The 25879-nt window shown below is 67.3% G+C and carries 22 protein-coding genes; 9 read left to right on the top strand and 13 right to left on the bottom strand.

The annotated features are described in order from the left end of the window. Nucleotides 1–89 precede the first annotated feature (89 nt). Together ACZK5G_RS06995 and ACZK5G_RS06990 are read right to left on the bottom strand one after the other, a co-directional pair. Nucleotides 90–2513: a putative bifunctional diguanylate cyclase/phosphodiesterase gene (locus ACZK5G_RS06995; RefSeq protein WP_478465822.1), complete on the bottom strand. Its 2424-nt coding sequence runs from the start codon at nucleotides 2511–2513 to the stop codon at nucleotides 90–92. Between the two features lie 227 nt (nucleotides 2514–2740). Next, nucleotides 2741–4687 (bottom strand): DEAD/DEAH box helicase, encoded by a 1947-nt coding sequence (locus ACZK5G_RS06990; protein ID WP_478465821.1) that lies wholly within the window; start codon nucleotides 4685–4687, stop codon nucleotides 2741–2743. 266 nt (nucleotides 4688–4953) lie between these two features. Here ACZK5G_RS06990 and ACZK5G_RS06985 point away from each other — a divergent pair, with 266 nt between their 5' ends. Further along, nucleotides 4954–5175 carry an RNA-binding S4 domain-containing protein gene (locus tag ACZK5G_RS06985; RefSeq protein ID WP_010486399.1) on the top strand — a complete coding sequence of 74 codons (222 nt, stop codon included), beginning with the start codon at nucleotides 4954–4956 and terminating at the stop codon, nucleotides 5173–5175. A 25-nt stretch (nucleotides 5176–5200) separates the two neighbouring features. Here ACZK5G_RS06985 and ubiM read toward each other — a convergent pair whose 3' ends face one another. The 4 genes from ubiM to ACZK5G_RS06965 all read right to left on the bottom strand — a co-directional run bounded on the left by ubiM (nucleotide 5201) and on the right by ACZK5G_RS06965 (nucleotide 8628). After that, on the bottom strand, nucleotides 5201–6379 hold the full coding sequence (ubiM, locus tag ACZK5G_RS06980; protein ID WP_478465819.1) for a 5-demethoxyubiquinol-8 5-hydroxylase UbiM: 1179 nt from the start codon (nucleotides 6377–6379) through the stop codon (nucleotides 5201–5203). Nucleotides 6380–6459: 80 nt separating this feature from the next. Then, the gene (locus ACZK5G_RS06975; RefSeq protein WP_032128357.1) at nucleotides 6460–6849 is read right to left on the bottom strand and encodes an MAPEG family protein; all 390 of its coding nucleotides are present in this window, start codon (nucleotides 6847–6849) and stop codon (nucleotides 6460–6462) included. An 11-nt stretch (nucleotides 6850–6860) separates the two neighbouring features. Continuing rightward, a complete protein-coding gene (locus ACZK5G_RS06970) occupies nucleotides 6861–7406 on the bottom strand; it encodes a DUF4019 domain-containing protein (RefSeq protein WP_032128358.1) in 546 nt (181 codons plus the stop codon). A 58-nt stretch (nucleotides 7407–7464) separates the two neighbouring features. Continuing rightward, nucleotides 7465–8628, bottom strand: coding sequence for a COG3904 family protein (locus ACZK5G_RS06965; protein WP_032128359.1), 1164 nt, complete (start codon nucleotides 8626–8628; stop codon nucleotides 7465–7467). A gap of 429 nt (nucleotides 8629–9057) precedes the next feature. Here ACZK5G_RS06965 and ACZK5G_RS06960 point away from each other — a divergent pair, with 429 nt between their 5' ends. The 3 genes from ACZK5G_RS06960 to ACZK5G_RS06950 all read left to right on the top strand — a co-directional run bounded on the left by ACZK5G_RS06960 (nucleotide 9058) and on the right by ACZK5G_RS06950 (nucleotide 12715). Continuing rightward, nucleotides 9058–10536, top strand: coding sequence for an AlkA N-terminal domain-containing protein (locus ACZK5G_RS06960; RefSeq protein ID WP_478465817.1), 1479 nt, complete (start codon nucleotides 9058–9060; stop codon nucleotides 10534–10536). After that, a complete protein-coding gene (locus tag ACZK5G_RS06955; RefSeq protein WP_012510484.1) occupies nucleotides 10533–11024 on the top strand; it encodes a methylated-DNA--[protein]-cysteine S-methyltransferase in 492 nt (163 codons plus the stop codon). The genes ACZK5G_RS06960 and ACZK5G_RS06955 overlap by 4 nt, the downstream gene beginning before the upstream one ends. A gap of 440 nt (nucleotides 11025–11464) precedes the next feature. Beyond that, nucleotides 11465–12715: an alkaline phosphatase family protein gene (locus ACZK5G_RS06950; RefSeq protein WP_346485634.1), complete on the top strand. Its 1251-nt coding sequence runs from the start codon at nucleotides 11465–11467 to the stop codon at nucleotides 12713–12715. Between the two features lie 98 nt (nucleotides 12716–12813). On the opposite strand, the gene ACZK5G_RS06945 is transcribed toward ACZK5G_RS06950, so the two are convergent. Together ACZK5G_RS06945 and ACZK5G_RS06940 are read right to left on the bottom strand one after the other, a co-directional pair. Continuing rightward, entirely contained in the window at nucleotides 12814–12993 is a 180-nt protein-coding gene (locus tag ACZK5G_RS06945) for a 30S ribosomal protein THX (RefSeq protein WP_004150462.1), read from the bottom strand. Nucleotides 12994–13103: 110 nt separating this feature from the next. Then, complete coding sequence (locus tag ACZK5G_RS06940) at nucleotides 13104–13517, bottom strand: MerC domain-containing protein (protein ID WP_125895775.1); 414 nt, start codon at nucleotides 13515–13517, stop codon at nucleotides 13104–13106. 136 nt (nucleotides 13518–13653) lie between these two features. On the opposite strand from ACZK5G_RS06940, the gene ACZK5G_RS06935 reads away from it, so the two are divergent. The 5 genes from ACZK5G_RS06935 to ACZK5G_RS06915 all read left to right on the top strand — a co-directional run bounded on the left by ACZK5G_RS06935 (nucleotide 13654) and on the right by ACZK5G_RS06915 (nucleotide 20233). Next, nucleotides 13654–15864, top strand: a complete 2211-nt coding sequence (locus ACZK5G_RS06935) for a TonB-dependent receptor (protein ID WP_478465815.1) — start codon at nucleotides 13654–13656, stop codon at nucleotides 15862–15864. A 229-nt stretch (nucleotides 15865–16093) separates the two neighbouring features. Beyond that, complete coding sequence (locus tag ACZK5G_RS06930; protein WP_010483118.1) at nucleotides 16094–16660, top strand: TetR/AcrR family transcriptional regulator; 567 nt, start codon at nucleotides 16094–16096, stop codon at nucleotides 16658–16660. Next, nucleotides 16660–18333: an MFS transporter gene (locus tag ACZK5G_RS06925; RefSeq protein WP_164079473.1), complete on the top strand. Its 1674-nt coding sequence runs from the start codon at nucleotides 16660–16662 to the stop codon at nucleotides 18331–18333. The genes ACZK5G_RS06930 and ACZK5G_RS06925 overlap by 1 nt, the downstream gene beginning before the upstream one ends. A gap of 10 nt (nucleotides 18334–18343) precedes the next feature. Beyond that, nucleotides 18344–19504, top strand: a complete 1161-nt coding sequence (locus ACZK5G_RS06920) for an HlyD family secretion protein (RefSeq protein ID WP_478465813.1) — start codon at nucleotides 18344–18346, stop codon at nucleotides 19502–19504. A 114-nt stretch (nucleotides 19505–19618) separates the two neighbouring features. Then, nucleotides 19619–20233 (top strand): hypothetical protein, encoded by a 615-nt coding sequence (locus ACZK5G_RS06915; RefSeq protein WP_478465811.1) that lies wholly within the window; start codon nucleotides 19619–19621, stop codon nucleotides 20231–20233. A gap of 32 nt (nucleotides 20234–20265) precedes the next feature. Here ACZK5G_RS06915 and ACZK5G_RS06910 read toward each other — a convergent pair whose 3' ends face one another. From ACZK5G_RS06910 to creD, 5 genes are all read right to left on the bottom strand, one after another. After that, complete coding sequence (locus ACZK5G_RS06910; protein ID WP_004150412.1) at nucleotides 20266–20757, bottom strand: Fur family transcriptional regulator; 492 nt, start codon at nucleotides 20755–20757, stop codon at nucleotides 20266–20268. A 34-nt stretch (nucleotides 20758–20791) separates the two neighbouring features. Then, nucleotides 20792–22195 (bottom strand): glutamate--tRNA ligase, encoded by a 1404-nt coding sequence (gltX, locus tag ACZK5G_RS06905; RefSeq protein WP_478465810.1) that lies wholly within the window; start codon nucleotides 22193–22195, stop codon nucleotides 20792–20794. Nucleotides 22196–22348: 153 nt separating this feature from the next. Next, the gene (locus ACZK5G_RS06900) at nucleotides 22349–23926 is read right to left on the bottom strand and encodes a M20/M25/M40 family metallo-hydrolase (RefSeq protein ID WP_478466498.1); all 1578 of its coding nucleotides are present in this window, start codon (nucleotides 23924–23926) and stop codon (nucleotides 22349–22351) included. 142 nt (nucleotides 23927–24068) lie between these two features. Continuing rightward, on the bottom strand, nucleotides 24069–24479 hold the full coding sequence (locus tag ACZK5G_RS06895) for a hypothetical protein (RefSeq protein WP_478465808.1): 411 nt from the start codon (nucleotides 24477–24479) through the stop codon (nucleotides 24069–24071). Between the two features lie 10 nt (nucleotides 24480–24489). After that, the gene (gene creD, locus ACZK5G_RS06890; RefSeq protein ID WP_478465806.1) at nucleotides 24490–25809 is read right to left on the bottom strand and encodes a cell envelope integrity protein CreD; all 1320 of its coding nucleotides are present in this window, start codon (nucleotides 25807–25809) and stop codon (nucleotides 24490–24492) included. Nucleotides 25810–25879: the final 70 nt, after the last annotated feature.

Here is a 25879-nt window from a genome sequence, read left to right as displayed (position 1 = left end):
ACGTCCGCGCCCACTGCGCGTCGCCCCTGGCGCGCATTATCGCAGCCGGGCACGCCGCGCATGTGTAGACCAAAGTCGCCGTGCGCCGTTCAGCCAGCGGCCGGAGGCCCCTTCACCGCCACCAGGCGGACCGGCCTCAGGTCACTCAGGGTCATCCGTTCCAGCGGCTGCGGCCGCTCGATCGCGTAGCCCTGCAGGCCCTGCACGCCGAGCCGGGTCAGTGCGCCAGCCACCTCGGCGGTTTCCACCCATTCGGCCACCACCTCCATCTGCAGTTCCCGCCCGAGCTCGCTGATCGCCCGCACCGTGGCGTGGCTGACCGGGTCGGTGTCCATGTCACGCACGAAGGTGCCGTCGATCTTCAGGATGTCCGCAGGCAGCTGGCGCAGATAGCCGAACGAGGACAGGCCGGAACCGAAGTCATCCAGTGCCATCCGGCAGCCACGCGCTTTGACCGCATCGATGAAAGCGCGTGCCTGGCTGAGGTTGCTGATCGCCGCGGTCTCGGTGATCTCGAAACACAGTTTCGAGGCCAGCGCACGGTTGCGCTCGAGCAGGTCGCAGACGAAGGCGAGGAATCCCGGCTCGGCGATCGACTGCGCCGAAACGTTGACGTTGCACAGGCCCAGCTGGCGCACGTGTGCCGGGCAGACCTGCAGGTGGCGGAACAACAGCCCGAGCACGTGCCGATCCAGCGCCACCGCCATGCCGTATCGCTCCACCGCCGGCATGAACTGACCGGGCAGATGCAGGCTGCCATCGGTACCACGCATGCGCACCAGCACCTCGTAATGCAGGTAGGACGGATCGCCCACGCGGGCGATGCGCTGCGCGTACAGCAGCATGCGATTCTCCGCCATGGCCAGGCTGACACCCTGCAGACGCTCGGCCTCCTGCCGCCGCTCCTCCAGCGCCATGCGGTTCTCGTTGAAGCAGTGCACACGGTTGCGACCGGCCTGCTTGGCCGCATAGCAGGCGCTGTCGGCGGCGCTCATCAACCAGTTCGCGTCCGGCGCCTCGGCACTGACCTCGACCACGCCGATGCTGCAGCTCAACTGCGGGCTGCCCTCGCTGATCGGGAACGTGGCCTGGCCCAGGTTGCGGATCACCCGCTGCAGTACCCGCTTGGCTTCATCCTGGCCGGCGTGGGCGAGAAACACCGCGAACTCATCGGCCCCCAGGCGGCCGACCCAATCGCCATCACGCACCGCCGCCACCAGATAGTCGGCGAAACCGCGCAGCATCTGGTCGCCGGCGGCATGACCGAAGCTGTCGTTGACCAGCTTGAAGTGGTCCAGGTTGATGTAGCACAGCGCATGCGTACCACCGTCCGTCCGGACCTGCAGCAGCGCGCGTTCCAGCAGGCGTTCGATCTCGCGGCGGTTGATCAGGCCGGTCAGCGGATCGTGGCTGGCGTGATGCTCGATCTCGCGCGCCAGTGCATGGTTCTGGCTGACATCCTCGATGATCGCGAACACCGACAATCCTCCGCCCGAGCTGCGAACCGCGGTACCGCTCCAGCGTCCCCAGACGAGGCTGCCATCGCGCCGGCGGAAACGCAGCTCGCTCGGCCGCAGCTGCCGGTCCCAGTCGATGCGGCCGACACCGTCGAGGACCAGTTCCCCCTCCATCAGCAGGTCACCCAGCAGCATCTGCAGCAGCACATCGCGCCGGTAGTCGAGGATATCCGCCATCGCCTGGTTGGCCTCGACCACGCGGCCATCGGTGTCGAGCTTCAGCATGCCGACATTGGCCTGGTAGAAGGCCGCGCGGAAGCGGCTCTCGTGCTCGGTCAGATCCTTGCCGACGCGACGCGCCAGCGCCACTGCCATCAGGCTGATCACCAGCACCGACAGGCCGCCAACCATCAGCGTGGCGATCCGGACCATGGTGGCCATCCTCAGCAGCGCCTGCGAGAACGCCTGGGCCTGCACCTGCAGGCGGCGGTCGAGATCCCGCAGCTGCTGCAGGTAGCGATTGCGGTCGGCCACGGGCAGTTCACCTGCCGCATGCCTCCGTTGCAGCTCGGCGACCAGGGCCTGCACAGCCTCCAGATCACCATCGGTCTGCCGCCACAGTGCAGTGGCTTCGCGGAATGCTCCCAGGTCACGGGCGTAGCGGAACGAGAACACCAGGCGCGGAATATCGGCGCGCGCGTTGCCGCCCTGCAGGAAACCCTGCCGGGCCTTCTCCTCGTTCGGTACCGCCTGTTCCAGCGCCAGCCGGGCCTGCAGATCCCCCAACGGAATCCGCAGGGCCTGGCGCGCGTCATCCAGGTCCTGCGCATCGCCACGCGCCAGGTAGCGGCTCAGCGCAGCGGTCGCATCCTGCTGCCCTCGCGCCCAGTAGCCCTGGCCGGCAATCCAGGCCGTCGAGGCCGCCTGCAGTTCCTGGATCAACGCGGACAGCGCGACCAACCCGATCGCCATGCCCGTCAACAACGCAAAGCGCAATCCCAGGCCACGGGTCATCGGCACCCGCCGGCTCTGCTGGTCCGTGCCACTTCTACCCATCCCGGATCCCCCCGAATGTGCTGCGGTGACAACCTCCCTTGGAACCGGCCCAGCCTATGACCGGCAATGTGTTTGCCATGCGAAAAGGGGACGGAGGGGATTAAGTCGTTTTCGGCATAAGCGCACTGCCGGGCATAAACGACTTAATCCCCTCCGTCCCCTTTTCCAGGCCCATAACGGACAACGCCAGCCCGGAGGCTGGCGTTGTTCAGGACCGCAGGTGCGGCTTAGAAGCTGCGCGGGCCGCGCGGCTTGAAGCCGTCACGACGCGGCGGTCGGCTGTCGCGGTCACCGCCGCGGTCGCCACCGTGGCCACCCGGACCGCCCGGGCCACCGCGACGCGGGCCACCCGGGCCGCCCGGGCCACGCTTGTCGAAGCGCGGCTTGAACGGACGCGGGGCCGGGTTGGTGTCTTCACCCGGAGCCAGCGCACGCATCTGCAGCTGCTGGCCGGACACCCACACCTTCTGCAGGTGCGACAGCACGTCCGGCGGCATCTGTGCCGGCAGGTCCAGCAGCGAGAAGTCGTCGTGGATGTCGATGCGGCCGATGAAGCGGCTTTCCAGGCCAGCTTCGTTGGCAATGGCGCCAACGATGTTGGCCGGCTTCACGCCGTGCTGGTGGCCGACCGAAATGCGGTAGGTCTCCATGCCCTGCTCCGGCGCACCACGTGGCGGAACCTCACGGCGCGGACGCTGCTCGAAGCCACCTTCGGCGTCGTCGCGGCGCGGGCCACGCTCGAAGCGCGGACCACGCTCGTTGCGGTCGAAGCGATCGCCACGTTCCGGGCGGTCACCACGGTCGAAGCGTTCGCGCGGTGCGCGCTCTTCACGCGGGGCACGTACCGGCGGCTGCAGCAGGAACGGGGTGTCACCCTGCAGCATCTTGGCCAGCGCGGCAGCCACTTCAATGGCCGGCACGTTCTGCTCGTTCTCGAAACGCTCCAGCAGCTGGCGGTAGAAGTCCAGGCCACCGGCGCCGAGGGTTTCGCTGATGCGCGAGGTGAACTTGTTGATGCGGGTGTCGTTGACCGCTTCAACGCTCGGCAGCTGCATCTCTTCGATCGGCTGGCGGGTAGCGCGCTCGATCTGGCGCAGCATGCCCTTCTCGCGCGGGGTGGCGAACAGGATCGCCTCGCCGCTGCGGCCGGCACGACCGGTACGGCCGATGCGGTGCACGTAGCTTTCGGTGTCGTACGGGATGTCGTAGTTCAGCACGTGGCTGATGCGCTCCACGTCCAGGCCGCGGGCAGCCACGTCGGTGGCGACCAGGATGTCCAGCTTGCCTTCCTTCAGCATGGCGATGGTGCGCTCACGCTGGGCCTGCTGCATGTCACCGTTGATGGCGGCAGCGGCCAGGCCACGGGCCTGCAGCTTGCTGGCCAGTTCCTCGGTGCCGGCCTTGGTGCGCGCGAAGATGATCATCGCGTCGAACGGCTCGACTTCCAGGATGCGGGTCAGCGCGTCCAGCTTGTGCATGCCGCTCACCCACCAGTAACGCTGGCGGATGTTGGCCGAGGTGGTGGTCTTGGCCGCGATGGTCACTTCCACCGGGTCCTGCAGGTAGGTCTGCGCGATGCGGCGGATCTGCGGCGGCATGGTGGCCGAGAACAGGGCCACCTGGCGCTGCTCCGGCAGCTTCTTCAGCACGGCTTCGACGTCGTCGATGAAGCCCATGCGCAGCATTTCATCGGCTTCGTCCAGCACCAGCGTCTTCAGCTCGGACAGGTCCAGGGTGCTGCGCTCCAGGTGGTCGATCACGCGGCCGGGGGTACCGACCACGATGTGCACGCCGCGGCGCAGGGCCGACAGCTGCTGGCCGTACGGCTGGCCGCCGTACACCGGCAGCACGCGGAAGCCCGGGATCTTCGACGAATAGGACTGGAACGCCTCGGCAACCTGGATGGCCAGTTCGCGGGTCGGCGCCAGGATCAGGGCCTGCGGCTTGATCTGCTGCAGATCGATGTTGGACAGAACCGGCAGCGCGAACGCTGCGGTCTTGCCGGTGCCGGTCTGGGCCTGGCCCAGCACGTCGCGGCCTTCCAGCATCGCCGGGATGGTGGCGGCCTGGATCGGCGACGGGGTTTCGTAGCCGATGGCGGTGACCGCCTGCATCACGGGCTCGGACAGGCCGAGCTGCGCGAACTGCAGCGGCGCTTGGGAATCTTGGGACATGGGGAACTCCGAAGACACTGCCGTCTTCCTGGCAGTGCGATAAAAAAGGTGATGGTCCGCGCTTTGGGCGCCCTTCTTATCGCGTGCCCTGGCGCTGCTCGGTTGGAGGAGATTTCACTCGCTCAGAGCGGAATCATACCGCATTGATCCTGAACAAGGCGTACAGCTTGCCGTGCGCGTACCGTCATGCCCCAAGCTGGCGCACAATACGCGCCCTCTTCACCGGCCCGGCCGCTGGCTGCGCCCTTCCCCAGGAACCCCGCTCCATGCAGATTCTCGAATTCGACCTCGACGGTGACTACGTCGAACTCAAGCAGCTGCTCAAGCTGGCCGACCTGGTCACCAGTGGCGGCGAGGCCAAGATGGTCATCGGTGATGGCCAGGTGCGGGTCGACGGCGAAGTCGAACTGCGCAAGGCCTGCAAGATCCGCGCAGGCCAGGTGGTCGAGTTCGCCGACAGCCAGATCCGGGTGCTGGCCGCCGGCTGATCTGAACGGGCTGATCTGAACCGGTTCAGGCCACGCGCTGGGTCAGGTGCGAGGCGATCAGCTGCCTGAACGGTGCCACGCCCTGTGCCAGACGCAGGCCCGCCGCGCGCAGCAGCCGCGCCGGGCGGCGATCGTCGGTATACAGGCTGGCGATGGCATTGGTGGCCTCGTACAGCGGCCGCGACGCCAGCCGGTGACCCCGCTGGTAGCTGGCCAGCATGCCGGCGGCAGCGATGTCGGCACCGCGACGCTGCTGTTCGACGATGCCCTGCGCCAGCCGCTGCGCGCTGGCCAGGCCCAGATTGAAGCCATGTGCGGTGACCGGATGCATGCCCACCGCGGCATCGCCGATCAACGCCGAACGCTCGCCGACAAAACGGTGCGCATAGACGCCGACCAGCGGATACGCCTGCGGCGTCGCCACCGGCTGCATCCGGCCCAGGCGGCGTTCGAAGCAGGCACTGATGGCCTCACCGAAGGCCACCTCATCCATCGCCAGCAGTTCTTCAATCTGGCGCGGCGGCAAGGTGATCACCGCAGACGCCTGGCCCTCGTTGAGCGGCAGCAACGCCATCGTGCGGCCGTAGCCGAACCATTCCCAGGCAGTGTGGTGATGATCACGCTCAACCTGCATGCGGCACACCAGCATCGACTTGCCGAAGTCGCGCATCTGCGCGCCGATGCCGAGCATGCGGCGGGTTGCGGAGAAGCGGCTGTCAGCGGCGACCAGCAGGCGCGCATGAAGTTGGCTGCCGTCATCGAGTTTGACCACGTGGCCCTGCGCATCGGCCTGCACGCCCAGCACCTTGCGCCCGTCGAACAGCTCCAGGCCGTCCTGCCCCTGCACGGCATCCCATGCAGCGCGGCGGATCAGATGGTTGGGCACCAGCCAACCCAGCGGCTGACCGTCCACCTGGCTGCTGGCGAAGGTCAGCGCGAACGGCGAACCGCCATTCATCACCTTGGCATCGCGCAGTTCAGCGACTTCGGCCTGCGGCAGGCGCTGCCACAGCCCCAGCTGCTCCATGCTCTGCCGCGAGGCATGGGTCAGCGCGATCTCACGGCCATCGAAGGCGGCCTCGGCAAGGGCCTGGCGCGGTTGAACTTCGACCAGCCCGACCTGCAGGCCGCTACCGGCCAGCGCACGCGCGAAACACAGCCCCGCCGGTCCGGCGCCGACCACCACCACGTCCATCCTGCGCATGCGCGCCTCCTGCCGTTGATTCAGTCCGCGCCAGCATAGCGCCGCGCACCTGACCGGCCTTGATCTGGATCAGGCCGGGATCACAACAACGCGAACACCAGCGCCAGGATCGACAGCAGCGACACTGCCCAGACCAGGCTGCGCACGTAGGGCACGCCCGCGGCATACAGCGGCAGGTAGACCACGCGCGCCCAGAAGTAGGCCTGCGCCGCCAGCGCCGTGGTGTCGTTGCCGCGCCCGGCCACGACCACTGCGATGGCGGCGGCAGCGAAGAACGGGAACGTCTCCAGGAAGTTGGCCTGCGCACGCTGCAGGCGCCCGGCCAGCGGGCTGAGTGGCCTGGCTTCGCCATCACGCGCCGAGGCATTCCACTTCATCCCGCGCTCGCGGGTGACCACGGTGGAGGTAGCGAAGATGTAGACAAAGCCCAGCAGCACCGACCAGGCCAGCATCGTCAGTTCAGTTGCCATCGATCATCTCCTCAGGGTGCCGACGCACGCAGGCTGTAACCGGCCAGGCGCCACACCTGGTCCTCGTCGAAACGGAACGAGACGAGCTCGCGTACCGGCTGCGCGCTGTTGGCGAAACGGGTCGGGAAGCTGACGTTGATGTACAGCCCCTCCGGCACCGCGGCACCGGCGCTGTACTTGACCCGGGTGATGGTCGGCTGGCCACGCCCGGCCAGCGCGCCCAGGCGTGTGCGCTCGGCAGTCAACTGGCTGACGAAGGCGGCCTTCGGTACTGCACGGCGCGCGACGGCCGAAGCGCCATCCCACAACTCGCCTGCGCGGTTGGCATCGACCAGCTGCGCCGCCTTCACTGCGGCCGCGCCCATTTCCGCATCCTGCTTCTGCACCTGCGCCTGCTGCGCGGCAGTCAACGCCGGAGCGCCGGCCGTGGCCGGTTTCGCAGCCGCCGGCGATGCGGGTGCGGGGCGCGCGGGTGCCGGTGCAGGCGTGGCCGGCGCGGGTGCCTGCGCCAATGCGGTCAGGGGCAGCAGGGACAGCAGCAGGAGCACGCGCTTCATGGACACCGCCGGTTCTCGGGAAAGAACCGCAGTCTACGCCAGCGCGGTGAGCTGTTCGTCAGCGCGCGTGGGCGCTGCCTTCCACCGCTGCGGCATCGGCCTGCGCGGCAGGCGTGCCGGTGTCTGCTGGCGCCTGTTCGGCCACCGGCGGCGGCTCCGACGGTGCCGGCGGCAACGTTGCCACATCGATTTCCGACAGCGGGCTTTCTTCCGGGCACACCGCATCCGGGAAACCGAAGCGCTGCTTCAGTGCCTGGCCGCAGCTGTTGATCGATTCCATGTCGGCGCCTTCGCGCTTGCACTGCTGGTCGAAGGCGATCAGGAACGCATCCTTGCGCTGCACGAAGTCATCGCCGCAGGCGCGCATCTGCTTGATCCGTTCCAGATCGTCCTGCACCGCGTTGGTGCCATCCAGACCGTACTGGCGTAGTTCGTCCGGCGTCAGCAGGCGCAGGCTGCGGTTGGGCACCGTCATCATCAGATCGGCCACGCCCACCGCCACGCCGTTGCGCTGCAGGTAGTCCTTTACGTTGTCGTAGACCTCGTGCAGCTCGCGGTTGAGCTCGGCGCGCGAGGTCGCCTTGGAACTGATGCGCATCATGCGGTGGATGCCGACCTTTCCCGACAGCAGCCGGTTGTCACCAGCGGCCAGCACGAACACGCAGGCGCTGTGGCAGATCGAGCCTTCGCGCACCCAGATGGTCCAGCCCGATTCACCGATGCTGTCACCGGCGACGATCGCCGATTCCACCTGACCGCCGCTGGAGTCCAGATCGAGGATGCGCTTGTGGATCTTCTGTTCATCGGCGACCACGGCAAGTCGCCACATCATTTCGGCGAAGCCCGGATTGATCTTGCCGGCGTAACGCACCCGCATCAGGCCACGCTCGGCACACGGCGCCAGGGCCTGGGCAATCTGCTCGCGCTGCAGGCCCTCCAGCTCGACGCCATCGCCCGCCTCACCGGCGTACTCGGTACTGCAGCTGACCCAGGCGCGGCCATTCTCCAACTGCGCCTGCGGCCAAGGCCGATCCGCCCGGCTGCGCGGCGGCGCCGGCGGTGGCGGTGCGTCAGCCGCATTGATCGACACCATGTTCTCGCCATCACTGGCCGGCGCCCGCGCCGCCTTGTCGGCAGCGGTCACATTGCCCGGATTCTCCAGCTGACTGCAGCCCGCCAGGGCCAGGCACAACAGGGGCAACCAGCGAAATTTGGCGGACATCGGGCAACCGGGATTGATGGGAGCAAGAGGCACAGTCTACCCGTCCAGGGCGCGCATTCAGCGCGTGGCACTGAACCCCCTCTGACCCTTGGGAAAGTGTGTCGACCAAGGTCGACACCTACCAACAGCAAAAGCGTGCCGACCAACGGTCGGCACCCACCAACTGCAGCGACCAACTGTCAGAGGTGGGGCGGTGTGGGCTGACAGGACCGTTGGCGCCATGGATGGCGCCATCGAGCCCCCATGGACGGGTTTACGGCGTGTCCTGACAGCCCACACCGCCCCGCCATCCCACGGACTGCCAGCTTTTGATTGAGACGTTGACGTTGACGTTGCGGGTGCAGGGCTGCAAGCCCTGCCAGAACCCCCTCCAGCATCCATGTCCGAATCCGGCGAGTATCCCCGCCCGCACACGCCTAGACTGGCGCCATGGACACCGCCCTCGCCCTCGACACCGCCGCCTGCGACCGCGCCCGCCTGGCCCGCGACGCACGCTTCGACGGCGTGTTCTACACCGCCGTGCGCAGCACCGGCATCTATTGCCGCCCCGTGTGCCCGGCACCGCCACCGAAGCCGCGCAACATCGCTTACTACCCGACTGCGGCCGCTGCCGCGGCAGCCGGTTACCGCCCGTGCCTGCGCTGCCGCCCCGAGCTGGCACCGCAGGCGCAGCAGGCACTGGCCGGGCAGACCGTGCAGCGCGCACTGGCCCTGATCCATGGTGGCTTCCTGCAGGAACAGCCGGTAGCCGACCTCGCAGAGAAGATCGGACTCAGCGCGCGCCAGCTGCAGCGCCTGTTCGTCGAACACCTGGGCGCAACGCCAGGGCAGATCCACGCCACCCATCGGCTGCTGCTGGCCAAGCAGCTGCTGACCGAGACCACGCTGCCGGTGACCGACGTCGCGCTGGCCGCCGGCTACAACAGCCTGCGCCGTTTCAATACGGCCTTCCTGCAGGGCTGCGGCATGGCACCGACGGCACTGCGTCGCCAGCACCAGCCGCTGGCCGCCGACGATGGTTGCCTGGTACTGCGTCTGGCATACCGGCCACCACTGGACTTTCCACGCATGCTGGCCTTCCTGCGCAAGCGCAGCCTGCCCGGCATCGAGCTGATCGGCGAAGACAGCTACCAGCGCGTGCTCGGCACACCCGAGCGCCCCACCCTGCTGCGCGTCACCGCCGACCCGAAGCGCCCGGAACTGCGCCTGCAGCTGGGCGCGGTCGATCCGCGCCTGATTCCGGACATCGTCCGCCGCGTGCGTCGCGTGTTCGATCTGGATGCCGACCTGCAGCAGGTCCACGCCGCACTGGACGAGGAACCCTTGCTGGCGCACGGCATTGCCGAACGCCCCGGGCTGCGCGTGCCCGGCGGCTGGGATGGCTTCGAAGTGGGCGTGCGCGCGGTGCTCGGCCAACAGGTCAGCGTCGCTGCGGCCACGACCTTCGCGCGGCGGCTGGTGGATGCCTATGGCGCGCACCTGCCGGGCATGCCGCCGGAATTCGATCGCCAGTTCCCGGCCCCCGAGCTGCTGGCCGAAGCGCCACTGGAATCAATCGGCCTGCCACGCAGCCGCGCCGCCACCGTGCGTGCGCTTGCCGCCGCCTGTGCCAGTGGCGCGCTCGACTTCGGCCCAGGCCAGGCGCTGGAAGAGTTCGTTTCCCGCTGCGTGGCACTGCCCGGCATCGGTCCGTGGACCGCGCAGTACATCGCCTTGCGCGGGCTCGGCCAGCCCGATGCCTTCCCCGCCGGTGACCTGGTACTGCAGCAGGTGCTCGGCCACGCGCAGGGCCAGCGCCTGAGCGAACGCGCCACCGAAGCGCGCTCGCAACCCTGGCGGCCGTGGCGCGCCTATGCCGTGCTGCACCTGTGGCACCTGTCCGGCACTTTCGTTGGAGAACCGACATGACCCTGTTGTTCGATCGTTTCGACAGCCCGATCGGCGTGCTGACCATCGCCGGCGACGAGCGTGGCCTGTCCCATGTGCTGTTCCCGGAAAACCGCCACCCGGCACGCGGCCGAGACGACTGGCACTACGCGCCGGATGCGCTGCCGGAAGCACGCGAGCAGCTGTTGCAGTTCCTGCACGGCGAACGCAGCAGCTTTGACCTTGAGCTTGCGCCACGCGGCACGCCGTTCCAGCTGCGCGTGTGGCAGGCGCTAGCTCTGATCCCGTTCGGCCAGACCTGGAGCTACCTGCAGCTGGCGCAGCATCTGGGCCAACCCAGTGCGACCCGCGCCGTCGGCGCTGCCAATGGGCGCAATCCGCTGCCGATCATCCTGCCCTGCCATCGTGTAATCGGCAGCAACGGGGCACTGACCGGCTTCGGTGGTGGCCTGGAAACCAAGGCCGCGCTGCTGCGACTGGAACAACGCCAGGCCCCTCTGTTCGCCTGAGAGGTAGGTTTTCCGGCAGGGCTGCGCCCTGCACCCGCCGAATCACCGTCAACATCAACGTCAAAAGCGGGCTATCCGTGGGTTGGCGGGGCGGTGTCGGATTGCGGGGACGCCGCAAGTACGTCCTTGTAGGCTTGGCCGCGGCATCCATGCCGCGGACACCCCGCAATCCGACACCGCCCCGCCTTCGACAGGTTCACGCGGCTGCTGGTAACGGCGATTATTGGTACGCGCGGCTGTGGGTAGGTGTCGACCTTGGTCGACACGCTCTGGCCGCATCAGGGGTGGAATGAAATCGACGGGGTATGTCTGGTGAGGAGCCCCCTTGTTGTTCAAGGGCGCGCGCCGACAGGCGCGGGGATAAGGAAAAATGCGCGGACACGGCGCGCGATAGCGCCCCGTGTCTTGGGCGCGTCATTGCCCCGGCTTATCATGCGCGGATGACTTCCGTACGCCTGACCTGCGCGCTGGCGCTGCTGCTGCCATTGGCCGCCTGCACCACCGCGCCCGCCCCTTCCGCCTCCGCTCCCATCGCTGTCGCTGCGGCTGCGCCGCCGAAGCTGCTGCTGATCTCCATCGACGGCCTGCGCGCCGATGCGCTGGACCGCGGCCTGACCCCCAACCTTCAGCGCCTGATCGACGGCGGCGTGCGTGCACGCTGGATGACCCCGTCCTATCCGTCGCTGACCTTCCCCAACCACTACACCATCGTCACCGGCCTGCGCCCGGACCACCACGGCATCGTCAACAACAGCATGGACGATGAAGCCCTAGGGCGGTTCGAGCTGAGCAACCGTGAGGCGGTCACCACCAGCGGCTGGTGGGGCGGCGAACCGATCTGGGTCGGCGCCGAGAACGCCGGGGTGCGTTCGGCCACCACCTCGTGGCCGGGCAGTGAATCGGAAATCCGTGGTGTGCGCCCAAGCCAATGGCGCGTGTACGACGGCAAGGAACCGCTGGAACAACGCGCGGGCACCGTGCTGGACTGGCTTGCACAGACCGATGCCGACGCACCGCAACTGACCACGCTGTACATGGAACACGTCGACAAGGCCGGCCACAACTACGGCCCCGAATCGAAGCAGTATGCCGACGCCATCGTGCGCGCCGACCAGATCGTCGGCCAGGTGCTCGATGGACTGCAGCAGCGCGGCCTGGCCGCGACCACCAACGTGATCGTGGTCTCCGACCATGGCATGGCCAGCGTCCCGGTCGGCCAGGTGATCTCCACCGAATCAATGGCCGCCCCGGCCATCGCGCGCAACGTCAGCCAGGGCCAGTCGGTGGGTTTTGCGCCGTTGGCCGGTCACGAAGCCGCAGCCGAGCGCGCCCTGCTCGGTCGTCACGCGCACTACGAGTGCTGGAAGAAAGAGAACCTGCCGCCGCGCCTGCACTACGGCACCCACCCGCGCATTCCCGCCATTGTCTGCATGATGGATGAAGGCTGGGATGCCCTGCACCAGGAGAAGATCGCCAAGCGAGACCATCAGGATCGTGGCTCGCATGGCTACGACAATGCCCTGCCCTCCATGCGCGCGGTATTCGTGGCCAGCGGCCCGTCGTTCCGCCAGGGCCTGGTGATCGATGGCTTCGACAATGTCGACGTCTACCCGCTGCTGGCCGACCTGCTGCAGGTGCCGGCTGCACCGAACGACGGCAATCCGGAAACGCTGAAGAAAACCCTGCGCTGATCCGGTTGTAGAGCCGAGCCCACGCTCGGCTCGCCGGACAGGCATAAAAAAACGCGGCGCCAGGCGCCGCGTTTTTCGTTGAACCGGTCTGGGCCGGATCAGGCCTTGGCGACGGCCTTCTTCGCCACAGCCTTCTTCGCCGGAGCCTTGGCCACGGTCTTCTTGGCAACCGGAGCGGCGGCGCCTACGGCGACCTTGCTCGCGGTGTGCGAACGGGCGTTGCCGTAGCTGGCGTTGTAGCGCTTGCCCTTGGCGGTCTTGCGGTCACCCTTACCCATGTCTTCAACTCCTCAAATGTGAAATCTGGTTACCCCGTACTGACACGGGTTCGGCGGGGCCGCCTTGCTGGGCGCCCCCGCGCACGATCGAAAATCCTATCACGGAGCGCCTAGTGCGCGCAGCTGGCGTCGTGCACGTGACCGTGGTTGAGGCGCAGGTTGACCAGATGGGCGACCCCCACCAGCAGGCCGCCGATGGTCATCACCACCGCGTGTGGCACCGCATTGTGGTGCAGCGGGTCGTACAGCACGCCGGCCCACAACGCGACCAGGCCGGGAATCAGGAAGCCCAGCGCACGCAGCGCACCGTGCCGGCGGTAGCCCCAGACCAGGCTGAACAGCCCGAGCAGGGTGACGAACACCACCAGCGCTTTTTCCACCCCATCGCTCAGCCAGAACGACAGGCCCAGCGACGGCGCCGCCGCCAGCAGCACGGGAATCACCGCGCAGTGCACCGCGCACAGCATCGAACCGGTGGCGCCGAAACGGTCTAGCAGGTGGCGCAGGCGTGAGGACAGGGACATGACTTCCAGCAGGGTCGGCGAATCGTTATGGAATAATATAACATCAATCCCCGACCCGCACGGTTTCCCTCCCCCTGTCCCGCTGACGGGATACGTGCGCCCAGCGATTGATACACTGTAACAAAGGACCCGCTCCATGCCCGCCCACACCCCGCGGTTGAAGCCGCATTCCCTCGCTCTGGCCCTCGCCGCCTTGCTGCCTTCGGTTGCCTTTGCCGCCGGCGATGACAGCGCTCATCGTGACCGCCACCTGACCGAACTGTCGTCGGTGCAGGTGACTGCCTCGCCGCTGCAGGGCGATGCCGAATCGCTGGCGCGCCCGGTCGAGGTGCTGGCCGGCGAACGCCTGGACGAGCAGAAGGCCGGCACCCTCGGCGATACCGTGGCCAAGCTGCCCGGCGTGCAGAGCACTTTCTTCGGCCCTGGCGTCGGCCGCCCGATCATCCGCGGCCAGGAAGGCCCGCGCGTGGCCGTGCTGTCCAACGGCATGGGCAACATGGATGCGTCCACGGTCAGTGCCGACCATGCCACCAGCATCGAGCCGTTCCTGGCCGACCAGATCGAAGTGCTGAAGGGCCCGGCCACGCTGCTGTTCGGCAGTGGCGCCATCGGTGGCGCGGTCAATGTGGTGGATGGCCGCATCGCCCGCGAGCTGCCGGAGCGCCCGCTCAGCGGCCGCGCCGAGCTGCGCGGCAATTCGGTGAACAACGAACGCAGCGGCATGTTCCGCCTCGATGGCGTCAGCGGCAATGTCGTGCTGCACGTGGATGGCCTGGTCCGCAACGGCGACGACTACCGCATTCCCGGCTATGCAGTGATCGACAGCCTTGAAGACCATCACGATCACGACCATGAGCACGCGGGCGAGGAAGGCGAAGAGCCGCGCCGCGGCCGCCTCGACAACAGCTCCATCCGCACCCGCGCCGGCGGCGTCGGCGCGACCTGGCTGGGCGACGGCGGCTACTTCGGCGTATCGGCCAGCACCTATCGCACCAACTACGGCATTCCCAATGGCGCGCACGTGCATGCCGATGGCGATGATCATGGCCATGACCATGACCACGGCCACGACCATGGCGATGAAGAGGAAGGCGGCGACGAGCATGACGTGCGCATCGACATGGTGCAGAACCGCTTCGAGACCAAGGCCGGCATCTACAACCCGGTCTCGTTCCTGAAGAACATCAATGCACGCGTGGCCTACACCGACTACGAACACGTGGAGCTGGAAGCCGGCACGCCGTCCACCCGCTTTACCAACCGTGGCATCGAGGCGCGCCTGGAAGCCGTGCAGCAGCAGATCGGCGGCTGGGACGGCGCGTTCGGCCTGCAGTTCGGCAACAGTGATTTCGGTGCCAAGGGCGAAGAGGCGTTCGTTCCGGATACCGGCACGAAGAACATCGGCCTGTTCGTACTGCAGGAAAAGCAGTTCGGCCCGTTCAAGCTGGAACTGGGCGGCCGCCACGACCAGGTCAAGCTGGACCCGACCGGTGACTACCGCCGCCGCACCTTCGGCGCCACCAACCTGTCTGCGGCCGGCATCTGGAAGCTCAACGATGCCGTTGACCTGCGCATCGGCGTGGACAGCTCTGAGCGTGCACCGACCAACGAAGAGCTGTATGCCGCCGGCGCACACATCGCCACCCGCTCGCTGGAAATCGGTGACGCCAACCTGAAGACCGAGCGCGGCCAGCGCGTGGAACTGGGCATCCACACCCACAGCGAACGCCTGGACTTCTCGGCGTCGGTCTACCAGACCAAATTCAAGGACTTCATCTACCTGGCCGACACCGGCGTTACCGAGGGTCTGCCGGTCCGCGCCTGGACGCAACAGGATGCGGTGTTCCGCGGTGCCGAAGCCGAAGCGCTGGTGCATCTGTTCGAAGGCGGCGCCGGTGATTGGGATCTGCGCGTGTTCGGCGACTACGTGAAGGCCAAGCTGGATGGCAGCGGCAGCCGCAACCTCGACATCGCCGTGCCGCATGGCGACCACAACCACAACTACAGCGTGGAGCTGGCCAACACCGGCTACCTGCCGCGCATCGCCCCGGCCCGCGTCGGCGCCGACCTGCGCTGGTCGAAGGACGGCTGGCGCGCCTCGGTCGGTGCGGTCCGCTACAGCCGCCAGAAGGATGTCGCCCAGAACGAAGCGCCGAGCGACGGCTACACCCTGGTCGACGCGCATCTGGCCTACCGCTGGGATCGCAACGCGAGCAACAGCTACGAAGTGTTCCTGGATGGCAGCAACCTGACCAACCGTGAAGTGCGCCCGCACACCTCGCTGCTGCGCGACTACTCGCCGCTGCCGGGCCGTGGTGTCGCATTCGGCATCCGCGCGTTCTTCTGATCGCGTAGTGGAGTCGGATCCCATTCCAGAGGAATGGGTTCTGACCCCAGCCTCAGCCCACGCATGGCGTGGATCCAATGCAAGCAGATCCGATGGGGGCCTTCTGGCCCCCATCTCTTTGTGCAGCATCCATCACGCATTCGTCACAAAGATGTGCGTACCACAACAAGCGGACAATCCCGTCACTCAAAGTCTCGCCAATCGGACACTTTTGTCCGAAAATAATTCCATGACTGCCCAACGTGCCGATGCTGCTGCCCGCCGTGCCCTCATCCTCGACGCCGCCGATCATGTGTTCGGCCAACACGGTGTCACCGCCCCGCTGGACCTGGTGGTCGAACGCGCCCAGGTGGGCCGCGCCACCCTGTACCGCAACTTCCCCGACCGCACCGCGCTGATCCAGGCACTGCTGCAACGTACGGTCGACCGTATCCGGCGCCAGGTCGAGCAGCTCGGCGACCGCGACGATGCCCTGTTCGAGGTGTTCGAGGGCATGGCCCAGCGCATCATCGATTCGCCGGCACTGGCCGATTACTGGCGCGCGGTGGATTCGGACGTGCCGGCCATGCGCACCGCGCGCGAGACCGTGCGCGATCTGCTGGAAGCACCGATCGCCCGTGCCAAGGCCGCCGGCCTGTGCCGGGCCGACCTGGAGAAGACGGATATTTCACTGATCTCGGGCATGCTGGGCGCGGCCCTGCGCGGCAAGACCCGCGACGAGCGCGCCCACCTGGCCGGGCGTGCCCTGCAGCTGCTGCGCGGGGGTCTCCAGGGAGCAACCAGCGAGGCCCGCTGATGGTCCAGCCGTATCTGAAGCCGGTTCCGGATTGGGAGGAGCACGAGAAGCCGACCATGCCGGGTTCGGCGTCGATGCCCTGGCATCCCCCCTATCGACGCGTGGCCTATGCACTGGTGTCGCTGCTGGTGGCGATCACCGGTGGCCTCGGCAATGCGCTGGTCACCGCCAACCTGCCCTTCCTGCAGGGCCAGCTGGCACTGACGCCGACCCAGGGCAGCTGGCTGGTGGCGGCCTATGCAATGGTCAACGTCACGGCCAACCTGCTGGCCTTCAAGTTCCGCCAGCAGTACGGCATCCGCCTGTTCGCCGAGATCGGCCTGGGCCTGTACGCAGCACTGGCGGTGCTGCACCTGTTCGTTGGCAGCTTCGAGACCACGATGCTGACCCGTGCCGCCAGCGGCTTCGCCGGCGCGGCCTGTTCGACACTGGGCACGCTGTACATGCTGCAGGCGCTGCCGCGCCGCTTCACCGGCAACCTGCTGGTGGTTGGCGTGGGCCTGTCGCAGCTGGCGGTGCCGATTGCCTGGATCGTCTCGCCAGGCCTGGTCGATACCGGCCAGTGGCACCAGCTGTACTCGTTCGAAGCCGGGCTGGCCCTGTGCGCGTTCGCGGCAGTGGTAGTGCTGAAGCTGCCGCCCGGCATCCAGGTGAAAGCCTTCGAGCCACTGGACTTCCTCACCTTCGCCCTGCTTGCGCCGGCTGTCGCGCTGCTGGTGATCGTACTGGCGCAGGGCTACACCCGCTGGTGGCTCAACACGCCATGGCTGGGCTGGGCGCTGGTCGCCTCGATCGTGCTCTCCACCACTGCCTTCATCATCGAACACTACCGGCGCAATCCGCTGCTGCAGATCCGCTGGCTGTCGAAGCTGCCGGTGCTGCACTTCATCGTCGGCGCGTTCCTGATCCGCTTCCTGACCACCGAGCAGTCCTATGGCGTGGTCAACCTGATGCGCACGCTGGGCATGGGCCCGGACCAGATGCGCCCGCTGTTCGTGGTGATACTCGCAGGTGTGGTCACCGGCATCGCCGGTGCCTCGCTGACGTTCGGCCCGAAGCGGCTGATCGCGCAGCTGCTGATGGCGATCCTGCTGTTGGGCGCTGCCGCCTTCTTCGATCAGCACCGCACCAGCATGGATCGACCGCACGATTTCTATGTCAGCCAGTTCCTGGCCTCGGTCGGTGCCGGCATGTTCATGGGCCCGTTGATCATGCTCGGCATTTCCGCGGCGCTGAAGCAGGGTGTGGACCACATGATCACCTTCCTGGTGACGCTGTCGATCACACAGACGCTGGGCGGCCTGGCCGGTTCGGCGGTGCTGGGTACCTTCCAGCTGCACCGCGAGCAGCTGTACTCCAGCGCGTTGACCAGCCAGCTCGACCCGGCCGACCCGGTGGTGGCGCAGCGCCTGCGCCTCCAGCAGCAGCTGTACAGCGCACAGATCACCGACCCGGTGCTGCGCAGCGCGCAGGGCAGCGCGCAGCTGGCGCAGACCACGCGCCGCGAAGCCAACGTGCGTGGCTTCAATGATGTGTTCACGCTGAGCGGCTGGCTGGCGATCGGCTTCCTGGGCTGGTTGCTGCTGCTGTCGCTGCGCACCGCCGTGCTCAAGCAATGGCGCAAGCGCCACCCCACTTCCCCCGCTGCGGTCACGCCGGCCGCGCCCCGCTGAGTCCTCCTCCATGCCTCCCGTCCCGCCCCGCCCCGACGACATCGACGCCGACAACGTCACTCCACCGCCGCCGACCGATGCGGCGCCTGCGCCCACGCCCGCGACACCGGCTGCCGCGCCGAAGTACCTCAAGCCCAGCGCGCGCAGCGTGGTGGTGATGGTGGTGGTGGCCTTGCTGGGCATTGCGCTGATCCTGCGCGCCTGGCACCTGTGGCCGTTCACCAGCAGCGTGATGGTGACCGACAACGCCTATGTGCGCGGGCAGATCACGGTGATGGCGCCACAGGTGAACGGCTACGTGACCGAAGTGCTGGTGAAGGACTTCCAGCACGTAAGGGAGGGCGAGCCGCTGCTGCGCATCGATGACCGCATCTACACGCAGCGTGTCGCCCAGGCGCAGGCAACGCTGGACAGCGCACGTGCGGCACTGGCCAACTCGGACCAGTCGCAGGCGCAGAACCGTGCGCAGATCGCCTCCGCACACGCCACATTGTCGGCCGGCCAGGCCGAGCTGCAACGCTCGCGCAACGAGCTGAAGCGCTACGAGGAACTGGCCGCGCAGCAACTGGTGTCGGTCAACGACCGCGACAAGTTCCGCACCACCCAGACCTCGGCACAGGCCAGCGTGCAGCAGTCGCAGGCGCAGATCCGCATCGCCGAGGAAACGCTGGTGTCGACCCAGGTGGCGCGCAAGAGCCTGGAGGCCCAGGTGGAAAGCGCACAGGCACAACTGGAACTGGCGCGCATCGACCTGGCCAACACGGTGATCCACGCACCGCGCGACGGCCAGATCAGCGAAGCCAGCGTGCGCGTGGGCCAGTACGTCGCCGCCGGTTCGCAGCTGCTGTTCCTGGTGCCTGACACGCTATGGGTGGTGGCCAACTACAAGGAAGGCCAGACCTGGGGCATGGCGATCGGTCAGCCGGCCACGTTCTCGGTGGACGCGTTCCAGGGCCAGGTGCTGCGCGGCCGCGTGCAGGAGATCGCACCCGCCACAGGTTCGGAGTTCAGCGTGCTGCGCCCGGACAACGCCAGCGGCAACTTCACCAAGGTGGTGCAGCGGCTGCCGGTGCGGATATCGATCAATGAAGGTCAGACGCTGGCCGCGCAGCTGCGGCCCGGCATGTCGGTGATCGTGCGGGTAGATACCCGGTCCAAGCCGATGGACTAGGGTGGAGACTGCTGACTGCCTTCACCCCATTGATCCGCTACCGTTGCGGATCTGGATCAGGATCGCTGGAAGACGATGAAATTCACGACACTGGCCAGGCGGGCGGCCAAGGACATGCTGGAAGCGGAAGATCTGATCGCCTTCGTGCAGGAGCACGGCGCCGAAGGTGGCGAGGAAATTGAGCGGCTGCGGATACTGCACGGTTGGCCGGATGATGGCCTGCTGGGCGATGGTAGCCGGGTCGTACCGTTCGGCGGCTGGGCCAAGGCCTGCACCGCCTGGGGACGCCAGGGCGTGGAAGGCCTGCGCGATATGCTGGGGGACCCCCAGCTGGCAGTGTTCGCGCTCGGCACACTGGCCGATGTGAGTGGCCCCGCCGCCGTTGCCATCCTGCTGGACTTTGCCGAACGCGCTGACTGGTCGCGTGCGGGCACACCGCGTGATCTGCCCTGCCAGGCGCTTTACTGCCTCAATACCGCGCTTTCGGGGAAGACCGGCGTTGAGGTTACACCCGGCATGCAGGCGTCGATGCTGCGTATCGCCAAGCTCATCTGGGACGCCAGGGTGCCCAATGTGCATTTCCTGGCGCAGGCACTGTATTTCGTGCGCCGTGCCGACCCGGTACCAGCGCTCGCCTGGGTCGAGCAGTTGCGGGTGGACGACCCTGTGCTGGTCGACGCACAGCGCAGCGTCCTGAAGCGTCTGAAAGAGCACGCCGCCCGGGACTGAGCGAGCGGCCCAGTCCGGGTACGCGCCGCGACTCAGCCCGCGCAGCGCGCGCAGAGGCCGTGCACTTCCAGGGTCTGCGCCTGCGGCTGGAAGCCCAGCTCCTTGGCGCGCTTCTCCAGCTGGGTGACGATCTCGCGGTCTTCCAGTTCCACCGCGCTGTGGCAGCTGTTGCAGATCAGGAACGGCACCGAGTGCGCGGCACTGCTGGGATGGTGGCAGGCCACGAAGGCATTCACCGACTCCAGCTTGTGCACGAAGCCATTGGCCATCAGGAAGTCCAGCGCGCGGTACACGGTGGGCGGGGCATCAGCGCCCACGCCCTTGCCGTTGCGCACCCATTCCAGCAGCTCGTAGGCCTTGACCGGCTTGCCGGCCTCGGCGATCAGCTTCAGTACATTGGCGCGGATCGGGGTCAGGCGCAGCCCGCGTTCGCGCGAGACACGCTCGACCACCGCCACGAAATCCGACGCGTCGTGGACGTGGTGGTGCGGGGCGGTACAGGCAGTGGCGGTCTTGGCGGGCATGCGTGTTCTCCGGTTCGGGCCTGGCAAGGATGCCTCAGGCCGTTGCTACCTTGGTGATGGCCACATCAATGCGTTTCAAGGCCTGCTCGCGGCCGGCCAGGTACACGGTATGGGAAATGTCAGGACTGACCTGGGTACCGGTGATGGCCACGCGCAGCGGCTGGGCGACCTTGCCCATGCCGATCTCCAGCGCGGCGGCCGCGTCGTGCAGGGCGACGCCCACCGATTCGGCGGTCCACTCCGGCAACGCTGCCAGCAGCTCGCGGGCCTTGCCCAGCGCCACCTCGGCACCGGCCTTGAAGTGCTTGGCCACCGCCGCTTCGTCGTACTCGGTCAGCGGCTGGTACCAGACCACCGCCTTCTCGGCCATTTCCTTCAGGGTCTGCACGCGTTCACGCAGGGCGACCACCACGTCCTCCGGGGCGGGGCCGGCGGCCACGTCCAGGCCCAGCTTCTGCAGCTGGTAGACCAGGTGCGGCACGATCGCGGCCACATCCTCGGTCTTCAGGAAGTGCTGGTTGACCCAGCCCAGCTTGGCCATGTCCAGGCGCGAGGCCTTGGAGTTGCAGTCCTTCACGTCGAACAGGTCGATCAGCTCCTGGCGGCTGAACAGCTCCTGGTCGCCGTGCGACCAGCCCAGGCGGGCCAGGTAGCTCAGCAGCGCATCGGGCAGGTAGCCGGCGTCCTTGTACTGCATCACGTCGGCCGCACCGGTGCGCTTGGACAGCTTGGCGCCCTGCTCGTCGAGGATCATCGGCATGTGGCCGAACTTCGGCACCGGCGCGCCGATGCCTTCGTACAGGTTGATCTGGCGCGGGGTGTTGTTGATGTGGTCGTCGCCGCGGATGACCTCGGTGATGCCCATGTCCCAGTCGTCCACCACCACCGCGAAGTTGTAGGTGGGGTAGCCGTCCGGGCGGAAGATGACCATGTCATCCAGCTCGCTGTTGGCGATCTCGATGCGGCCCTTGATCAGGTCGTCGAACACCACCGTGCCTTCCAGCGGGTTCTTGAAGCGGATGACGCGGTTCGGGTCGTCCTTGCGTGGCAGGCCCAGTTCGCGTGCAGCGCCGTTGTAGCGCGGCTTCTCCTGCTTGGCCATGGCGGCCTCGCGCATCGCGTCCAGCTCTTCGCGGGTCTCATAGGCGTAGTACGCCTTGCCGTCGGCCACCAGCTGCTCGGCCACTTCCAGGTAACGGGCGACGCGGTCGGTCTGGTAGATCGGGCCTTCGTCATAGTCCAGGCCCAGCCACTCCATCGCCTCCAGGATCGCGTCGATCGCGCCCTGGGTGCTGCGTTCACGGTCGGTGTCCTCGATGCGCAGCACGAACTCGCCGCCACGGTGGCGGGCCTCCAGCCAGCAGTACAGCGCGGTGCGGGCACCGCCGATGTGCAGGTAACCGGTGGGGCTGGGGGCGAAGCGGGTGCGGCAGGTCATGGACGGCTCGAGGAACGGGAATCCCCCGATTTTACCAGCCCACCGCCCCCGACGGAAAAAGGGGACGGAGGGGATTAAGTCGCGATTGCCCAGCCGCTGGGCCTGCAACCGGGAAACGGAGGGGAGAAACGACTTAATCCCCTCCGTCCCCTTTTACGGTTCTACCTTGCGCGGGAAGGACTGCTCGCGCATCGCGGCGTTGTAGGCGAACGAGGCGACGATGGCTGCGGCCTGCTTCAGGTCTTCCGGTTCGGCGTGGTCCCAGGTGTCCAGGTGGCTGTGGTGGACGTTGGTGAAGTAGTCCAGCCGGTCCTGGATGAACTGGAAGCCCGGCAGGCCAATGCGGTCGAAGCTGATGTGGTCGGTGCTGCCGGTGTTGCGGGTGGCCACAGTGGTGGCGCCGACGTCGTGGAACGGCGCCAGCCACGATTCGAAGATCGGCATCGCCGCCAGGTTTTCCTGTGCATAGATGCCACGGAAGCGGCCAGAGCCGTTGTCCATGTTGAAGTAGACCTGGAACTTGCCGTAGTCGCGGGTCTTCTGCAGCGCGCCGGTCGGCTCGCGCAGCGAGGCCGGCAGCGCCTTCTGCGCCGGATCGGTGGGTTCCGGGAAACGGCCGAAGTGCTTGGCCACATAGGCCTGCGAGCCGATCAGGCCCTGCTCCTCGCCGCTCCACAGCGCCACCCGGATGGTGCGCCTGGGCTTGGCGCCGGTGGCCTTGAGGATGCGCATCGCTTCCATCATCACCGCCACGCCGGCCGCGTTGTCGGCCGCACCGGTACCGCTGTGCCAGGAATCCAGGTGCGCGCCGATCATCACCACTTCATCGGGCCTGCTGCTGCCACGGATCTCGGCCAGCGTGTTGTAACCGGGCTGGTCGGCCTCGTCGGTGAAGCGCGCGGCCACATCCACGCGCAGGCGCACGGTCTGCTTGGCCTCCAGCGCGCGCACCAGCGGATTGAAGTGCTCGCTGATCATCGCCAGCTCGGGAATGCCCACCGACTCACCGGCCTTGCGCGAGCCGCCGCCGGCAACGCGGATGATGCCGTTGTCCCAGCTGCTGATGCTGATCGAGGCCAGCGCGCCTTCTTCCACGAAGAACGCATTGACCTTGGTCGCCAGCTGCTGGCGTTCCTGGTATTCCTTGACCCGCTTCGCACGCTCGGCGGTGGCGTCCTTGTCCTTGGGCAGGGTGAACTCCTGCAGGCCCTCCAGCGAGGTAGCGTCGTGGCGGTGCGAATCCGCCTCGGTGCCGCGCTTGTACTCGCGCGCCTCGCCCAGCAGCAGGATCTTGCCGCGCAGCTTGCCGCGGTACTTCTCGATGTCCTCGGGCTTCTTGATCTCGACCTGCACCAGTTCGCCTTCAACCGGTCCCTTGGTGCCCGGCGTCCACGCCTTCGGCAGTGCATGCAGCGGCTGTACACGGTCCCCCAGCATCTCCACGCTGGCCGAGGTGAACTCCCAGCCGCGCCCGAAGTCGTCGAAGGCTTCGTCGTGGACGTTGTCCAGCTTCCATTCGTTGAACTTGCCGCGGGTCCACGCATTGGCGCGGCCCATCGCCGGCGAGTTGGTCAGTCGCGGGCCGATGCGTTCGGTGAGGTAGCTGAAGGTGTCCATCACCTGCGAACGGTGGAAGGCCTCCTGGCGGATGCGGCTGACCATGTCCAGGTCCACCGGCTCGCGCTGCTGCGCGCCTGCATTGCCACCCATCGCCAGCGCTGCGGCCAGCATGCCCCACTTCAACACATCGCACCCCTGCCCTTCGGCTCGATCATCAACCCATCGAGTCTAGCCAGCAGGGGCGCGCCGATACCGTCCCATCGGTCATGGACAGCGACAGTAGATCCAGGCCATGCGTGGATGAACAACCGAATCACCCACTCCATCCCAGCCACAACTGCGCCCGTTCCGGCAGCAGCAGCAACCAGTGCCGCCGGTCGATGCTGCTGCAGCCGTACACCGCCGCGTGTGCCGGCCAGCCATCCGGAAGGCCGCCGATACCGATCTCGGCCAGCGCCTCCGCCCCGGCCTTCCATGGCCGGTAGCGCGGCACCCGGCCTGCCACCGCGCCGCGTCCCTGCCGCGCGCCCTGCAGCCAGCGCAATCCCTGCCCCCGCAATCCCTCGCAGGTCACCGCCGCCAGCTGGAAGCGGACCAGGCCGGGGGCGATCCGTGCCCCCGGCAGGGCCGCCAGCACGCCATGTGCCTGCAGCAGTGCATCCACTTCCAGCAGGGCCGGAATGCCCTGCCGTGCCCGTTGCCGCAATCCCTGGCGCCAGCTCATGGCGTACTCCTTACTTCAGTTCCGCGCCAAGCGCGTACCAGTCCACCCGGCGGGTCACCCACATCGCCAGCGCCAGGATCACGAACAGCAGCAGCGAACCCATCAGCAGTGCGTTGTTCTCCGACACCAGCAGGCCATACAGCGCGCCATACAACACGGTCAGCAGCGCAGCGAAGCCGAGGCCGCGCTTCCAGTGGCCCAGCACGTTGGCCAGGTACACCGCCTGCAGGCCGATACAGGCCACCGCCGAAACCAGGTAGGCCTTCCAGAACGCGATGTGCTCGGACAGGCTGATCAGCAGCAGGAAGAAGATCGCCAGCGCCAGGCCCACCATGAGGTACTGCAGCGGGTGGATGCGCAGTGACCTGATCAGCTCGAACAGGATGAAGCCAACGAAGGTGAGCAGCACGAACAGCACGCCATATTTCGAGGCACGGTCGGCCTGGGTGTAGGCATCGACCGGATCAACCAGCGACACCGTCACCGCCTGCGACTCGACCGCACCATCATTGCGCAGCTGTCGCTGTGCATCGGAGGCCAGCGAAGACACCGCCCAGCGCGCATCGAAGCCCTGTGCGTCGACGCGACGTTCGTTGGGCAGGAACGCACCGCTGAACGACGGATGCGGCCAGCTCGAACGCAGTGCGATCTTGGTGTCATCGCCCACCGGCACCACCGACAGCATGCGGCTGCCATCCAGGCGCAGCTCGAGTTCGACGGTGCTGGCAGCCAGCGTGCCGCCATGGTCTTCGGCGAATCCTGCCACCGGTGCATGCAGACCGCGACCCACCTCGCTGGCCGCACCAACCCCCGGCAGCAGGCGCAGCTGCTTGCCATCCACGCGCAGGTTCGGCGTACCGACCAGGCCACGCACATCGGAAATGCCCACCGCCACATACGGCTGGCCGTAGCTGCGGCCGGCCTTCACCGGATATTCGTCTGCAGCGAACGTCGCCTTCATCTGGCCGTTCCAGCTGTATACCGGCACCTTGAACAGGCCGACCTCACGCTGGCTCGGCAGCATCTCGCCGCCCACCTCCAGCGACGCTGGCATCTGCAGCCAGTGCCCCTCGGTGACCTGCACCTCGGTCTTCTTGACGCCCAGCGGGTCGACCAGTTCAACCTGCTTGCGTTCCACCCACGGCACCACCCGCACCGGGCCCACCAGCTGCTGTGCACCGGCGCGGCTGTCGGCCACCCGTGAGAAGGCCTCGTCGCGGTACGCGCTACGTTCGTTGATGACCCCGCGGATCATCGTCAGCGGCACCAGCAGCAGCAGGATCAGCCCGCCGACAATGGCGAACCGCAGCAGCATCTTCAGGGATTTCATGGTCCATCCTCGTTGGAGAGGGCTGCAGGATGGACCGCCGCGGTGAGCAGGGTTTGTGGCGAATTTGAAG

The sequence above is a fragment of the Stenotrophomonas sp. 62841_Sma genome, from assembly GCF_056482945.1.
This window is presented reverse-complemented; position numbering and strand designations above follow the sequence as displayed.

What these genes read in the sequence shown, in the direction of transcription:
- ACZK5G_RS06995 (WP_478465822.1), bottom strand. Translation starts at nt 2,513, where the DNA reads ATGGGTAGAAGTGGCACGGACCAGCAGAGCCGGCGGGTGCCGATGACC.
- ACZK5G_RS06990 (WP_478465821.1), bottom strand. Translation starts at nt 4,687, where the DNA reads ATGTCCCAAGATTCCCAAGCGCCGCTGCAGTTCGCGCAGCTCGGCCTG.
- ACZK5G_RS06985 (WP_010486399.1), top strand. Translation starts at nt 4,954, where the DNA reads ATGCAGATTCTCGAATTCGACCTCGACGGTGACTACGTCGAACTCAAG.
- ubiM (WP_478465819.1), bottom strand. Translation starts at nt 6,379, where the DNA reads ATGCGCAGGATGGACGTGGTGGTGGTCGGCGCCGGACCGGCGGGGCTG.
- ACZK5G_RS06975 (WP_032128357.1), bottom strand. Translation starts at nt 6,849, where the DNA reads ATGGCAACTGAACTGACGATGCTGGCCTGGTCGGTGCTGCTGGGCTTT.
- ACZK5G_RS06970 (WP_032128358.1), bottom strand. Translation starts at nt 7,406, where the DNA reads ATGAAGCGCGTGCTCCTGCTGCTGTCCCTGCTGCCCCTGACCGCATTG.
- ACZK5G_RS06965 (WP_032128359.1), bottom strand. Translation starts at nt 8,628, where the DNA reads ATGTCCGCCAAATTTCGCTGGTTGCCCCTGTTGTGCCTGGCCCTGGCG.
- ACZK5G_RS06960 (WP_478465817.1), top strand. Translation starts at nt 9,058, where the DNA reads ATGGACACCGCCCTCGCCCTCGACACCGCCGCCTGCGACCGCGCCCGC.
- ACZK5G_RS06955 (WP_012510484.1), top strand. Translation starts at nt 10,533, where the DNA reads ATGACCCTGTTGTTCGATCGTTTCGACAGCCCGATCGGCGTGCTGACC.
- ACZK5G_RS06950 (WP_346485634.1), top strand. Translation starts at nt 11,465, where the DNA reads ATGACTTCCGTACGCCTGACCTGCGCGCTGGCGCTGCTGCTGCCATTG.
- ACZK5G_RS06945 (WP_004150462.1), bottom strand. Translation starts at nt 12,993, where the DNA reads ATGGGTAAGGGTGACCGCAAGACCGCCAAGGGCAAGCGCTACAACGCC.
- ACZK5G_RS06940 (WP_125895775.1), bottom strand. Translation starts at nt 13,517, where the DNA reads ATGTCCCTGTCCTCACGCCTGCGCCACCTGCTAGACCGTTTCGGCGCC.
- ACZK5G_RS06935 (WP_478465815.1), top strand. Translation starts at nt 13,654, where the DNA reads ATGCCCGCCCACACCCCGCGGTTGAAGCCGCATTCCCTCGCTCTGGCC.
- ACZK5G_RS06930 (WP_010483118.1), top strand. Translation starts at nt 16,094, where the DNA reads ATGACTGCCCAACGTGCCGATGCTGCTGCCCGCCGTGCCCTCATCCTC.
- ACZK5G_RS06925 (WP_164079473.1), top strand. Translation starts at nt 16,660, where the DNA reads ATGGTCCAGCCGTATCTGAAGCCGGTTCCGGATTGGGAGGAGCACGAG.
- ACZK5G_RS06920 (WP_478465813.1), top strand. Translation starts at nt 18,344, where the DNA reads ATGCCTCCCGTCCCGCCCCGCCCCGACGACATCGACGCCGACAACGTC.
- ACZK5G_RS06915 (WP_478465811.1), top strand. Translation starts at nt 19,619, where the DNA reads ATGCTGGAAGCGGAAGATCTGATCGCCTTCGTGCAGGAGCACGGCGCC.
- ACZK5G_RS06910 (WP_004150412.1), bottom strand. Translation starts at nt 20,757, where the DNA reads ATGCCCGCCAAGACCGCCACTGCCTGTACCGCCCCGCACCACCACGTC.
- gltX (WP_478465810.1), bottom strand. Translation starts at nt 22,195, where the DNA reads ATGACCTGCCGCACCCGCTTCGCCCCCAGCCCCACCGGTTACCTGCAC.
- ACZK5G_RS06900 (WP_478466498.1), bottom strand. Translation starts at nt 23,926, where the DNA reads ATGCTGGCCGCAGCGCTGGCGATGGGTGGCAATGCAGGCGCGCAGCAG.
- ACZK5G_RS06895 (WP_478465808.1), bottom strand. Translation starts at nt 24,479, where the DNA reads ATGAGCTGGCGCCAGGGATTGCGGCAACGGGCACGGCAGGGCATTCCG.
- creD (WP_478465806.1), bottom strand. Translation starts at nt 25,809, where the DNA reads ATGAAATCCCTGAAGATGCTGCTGCGGTTCGCCATTGTCGGCGGGCTG.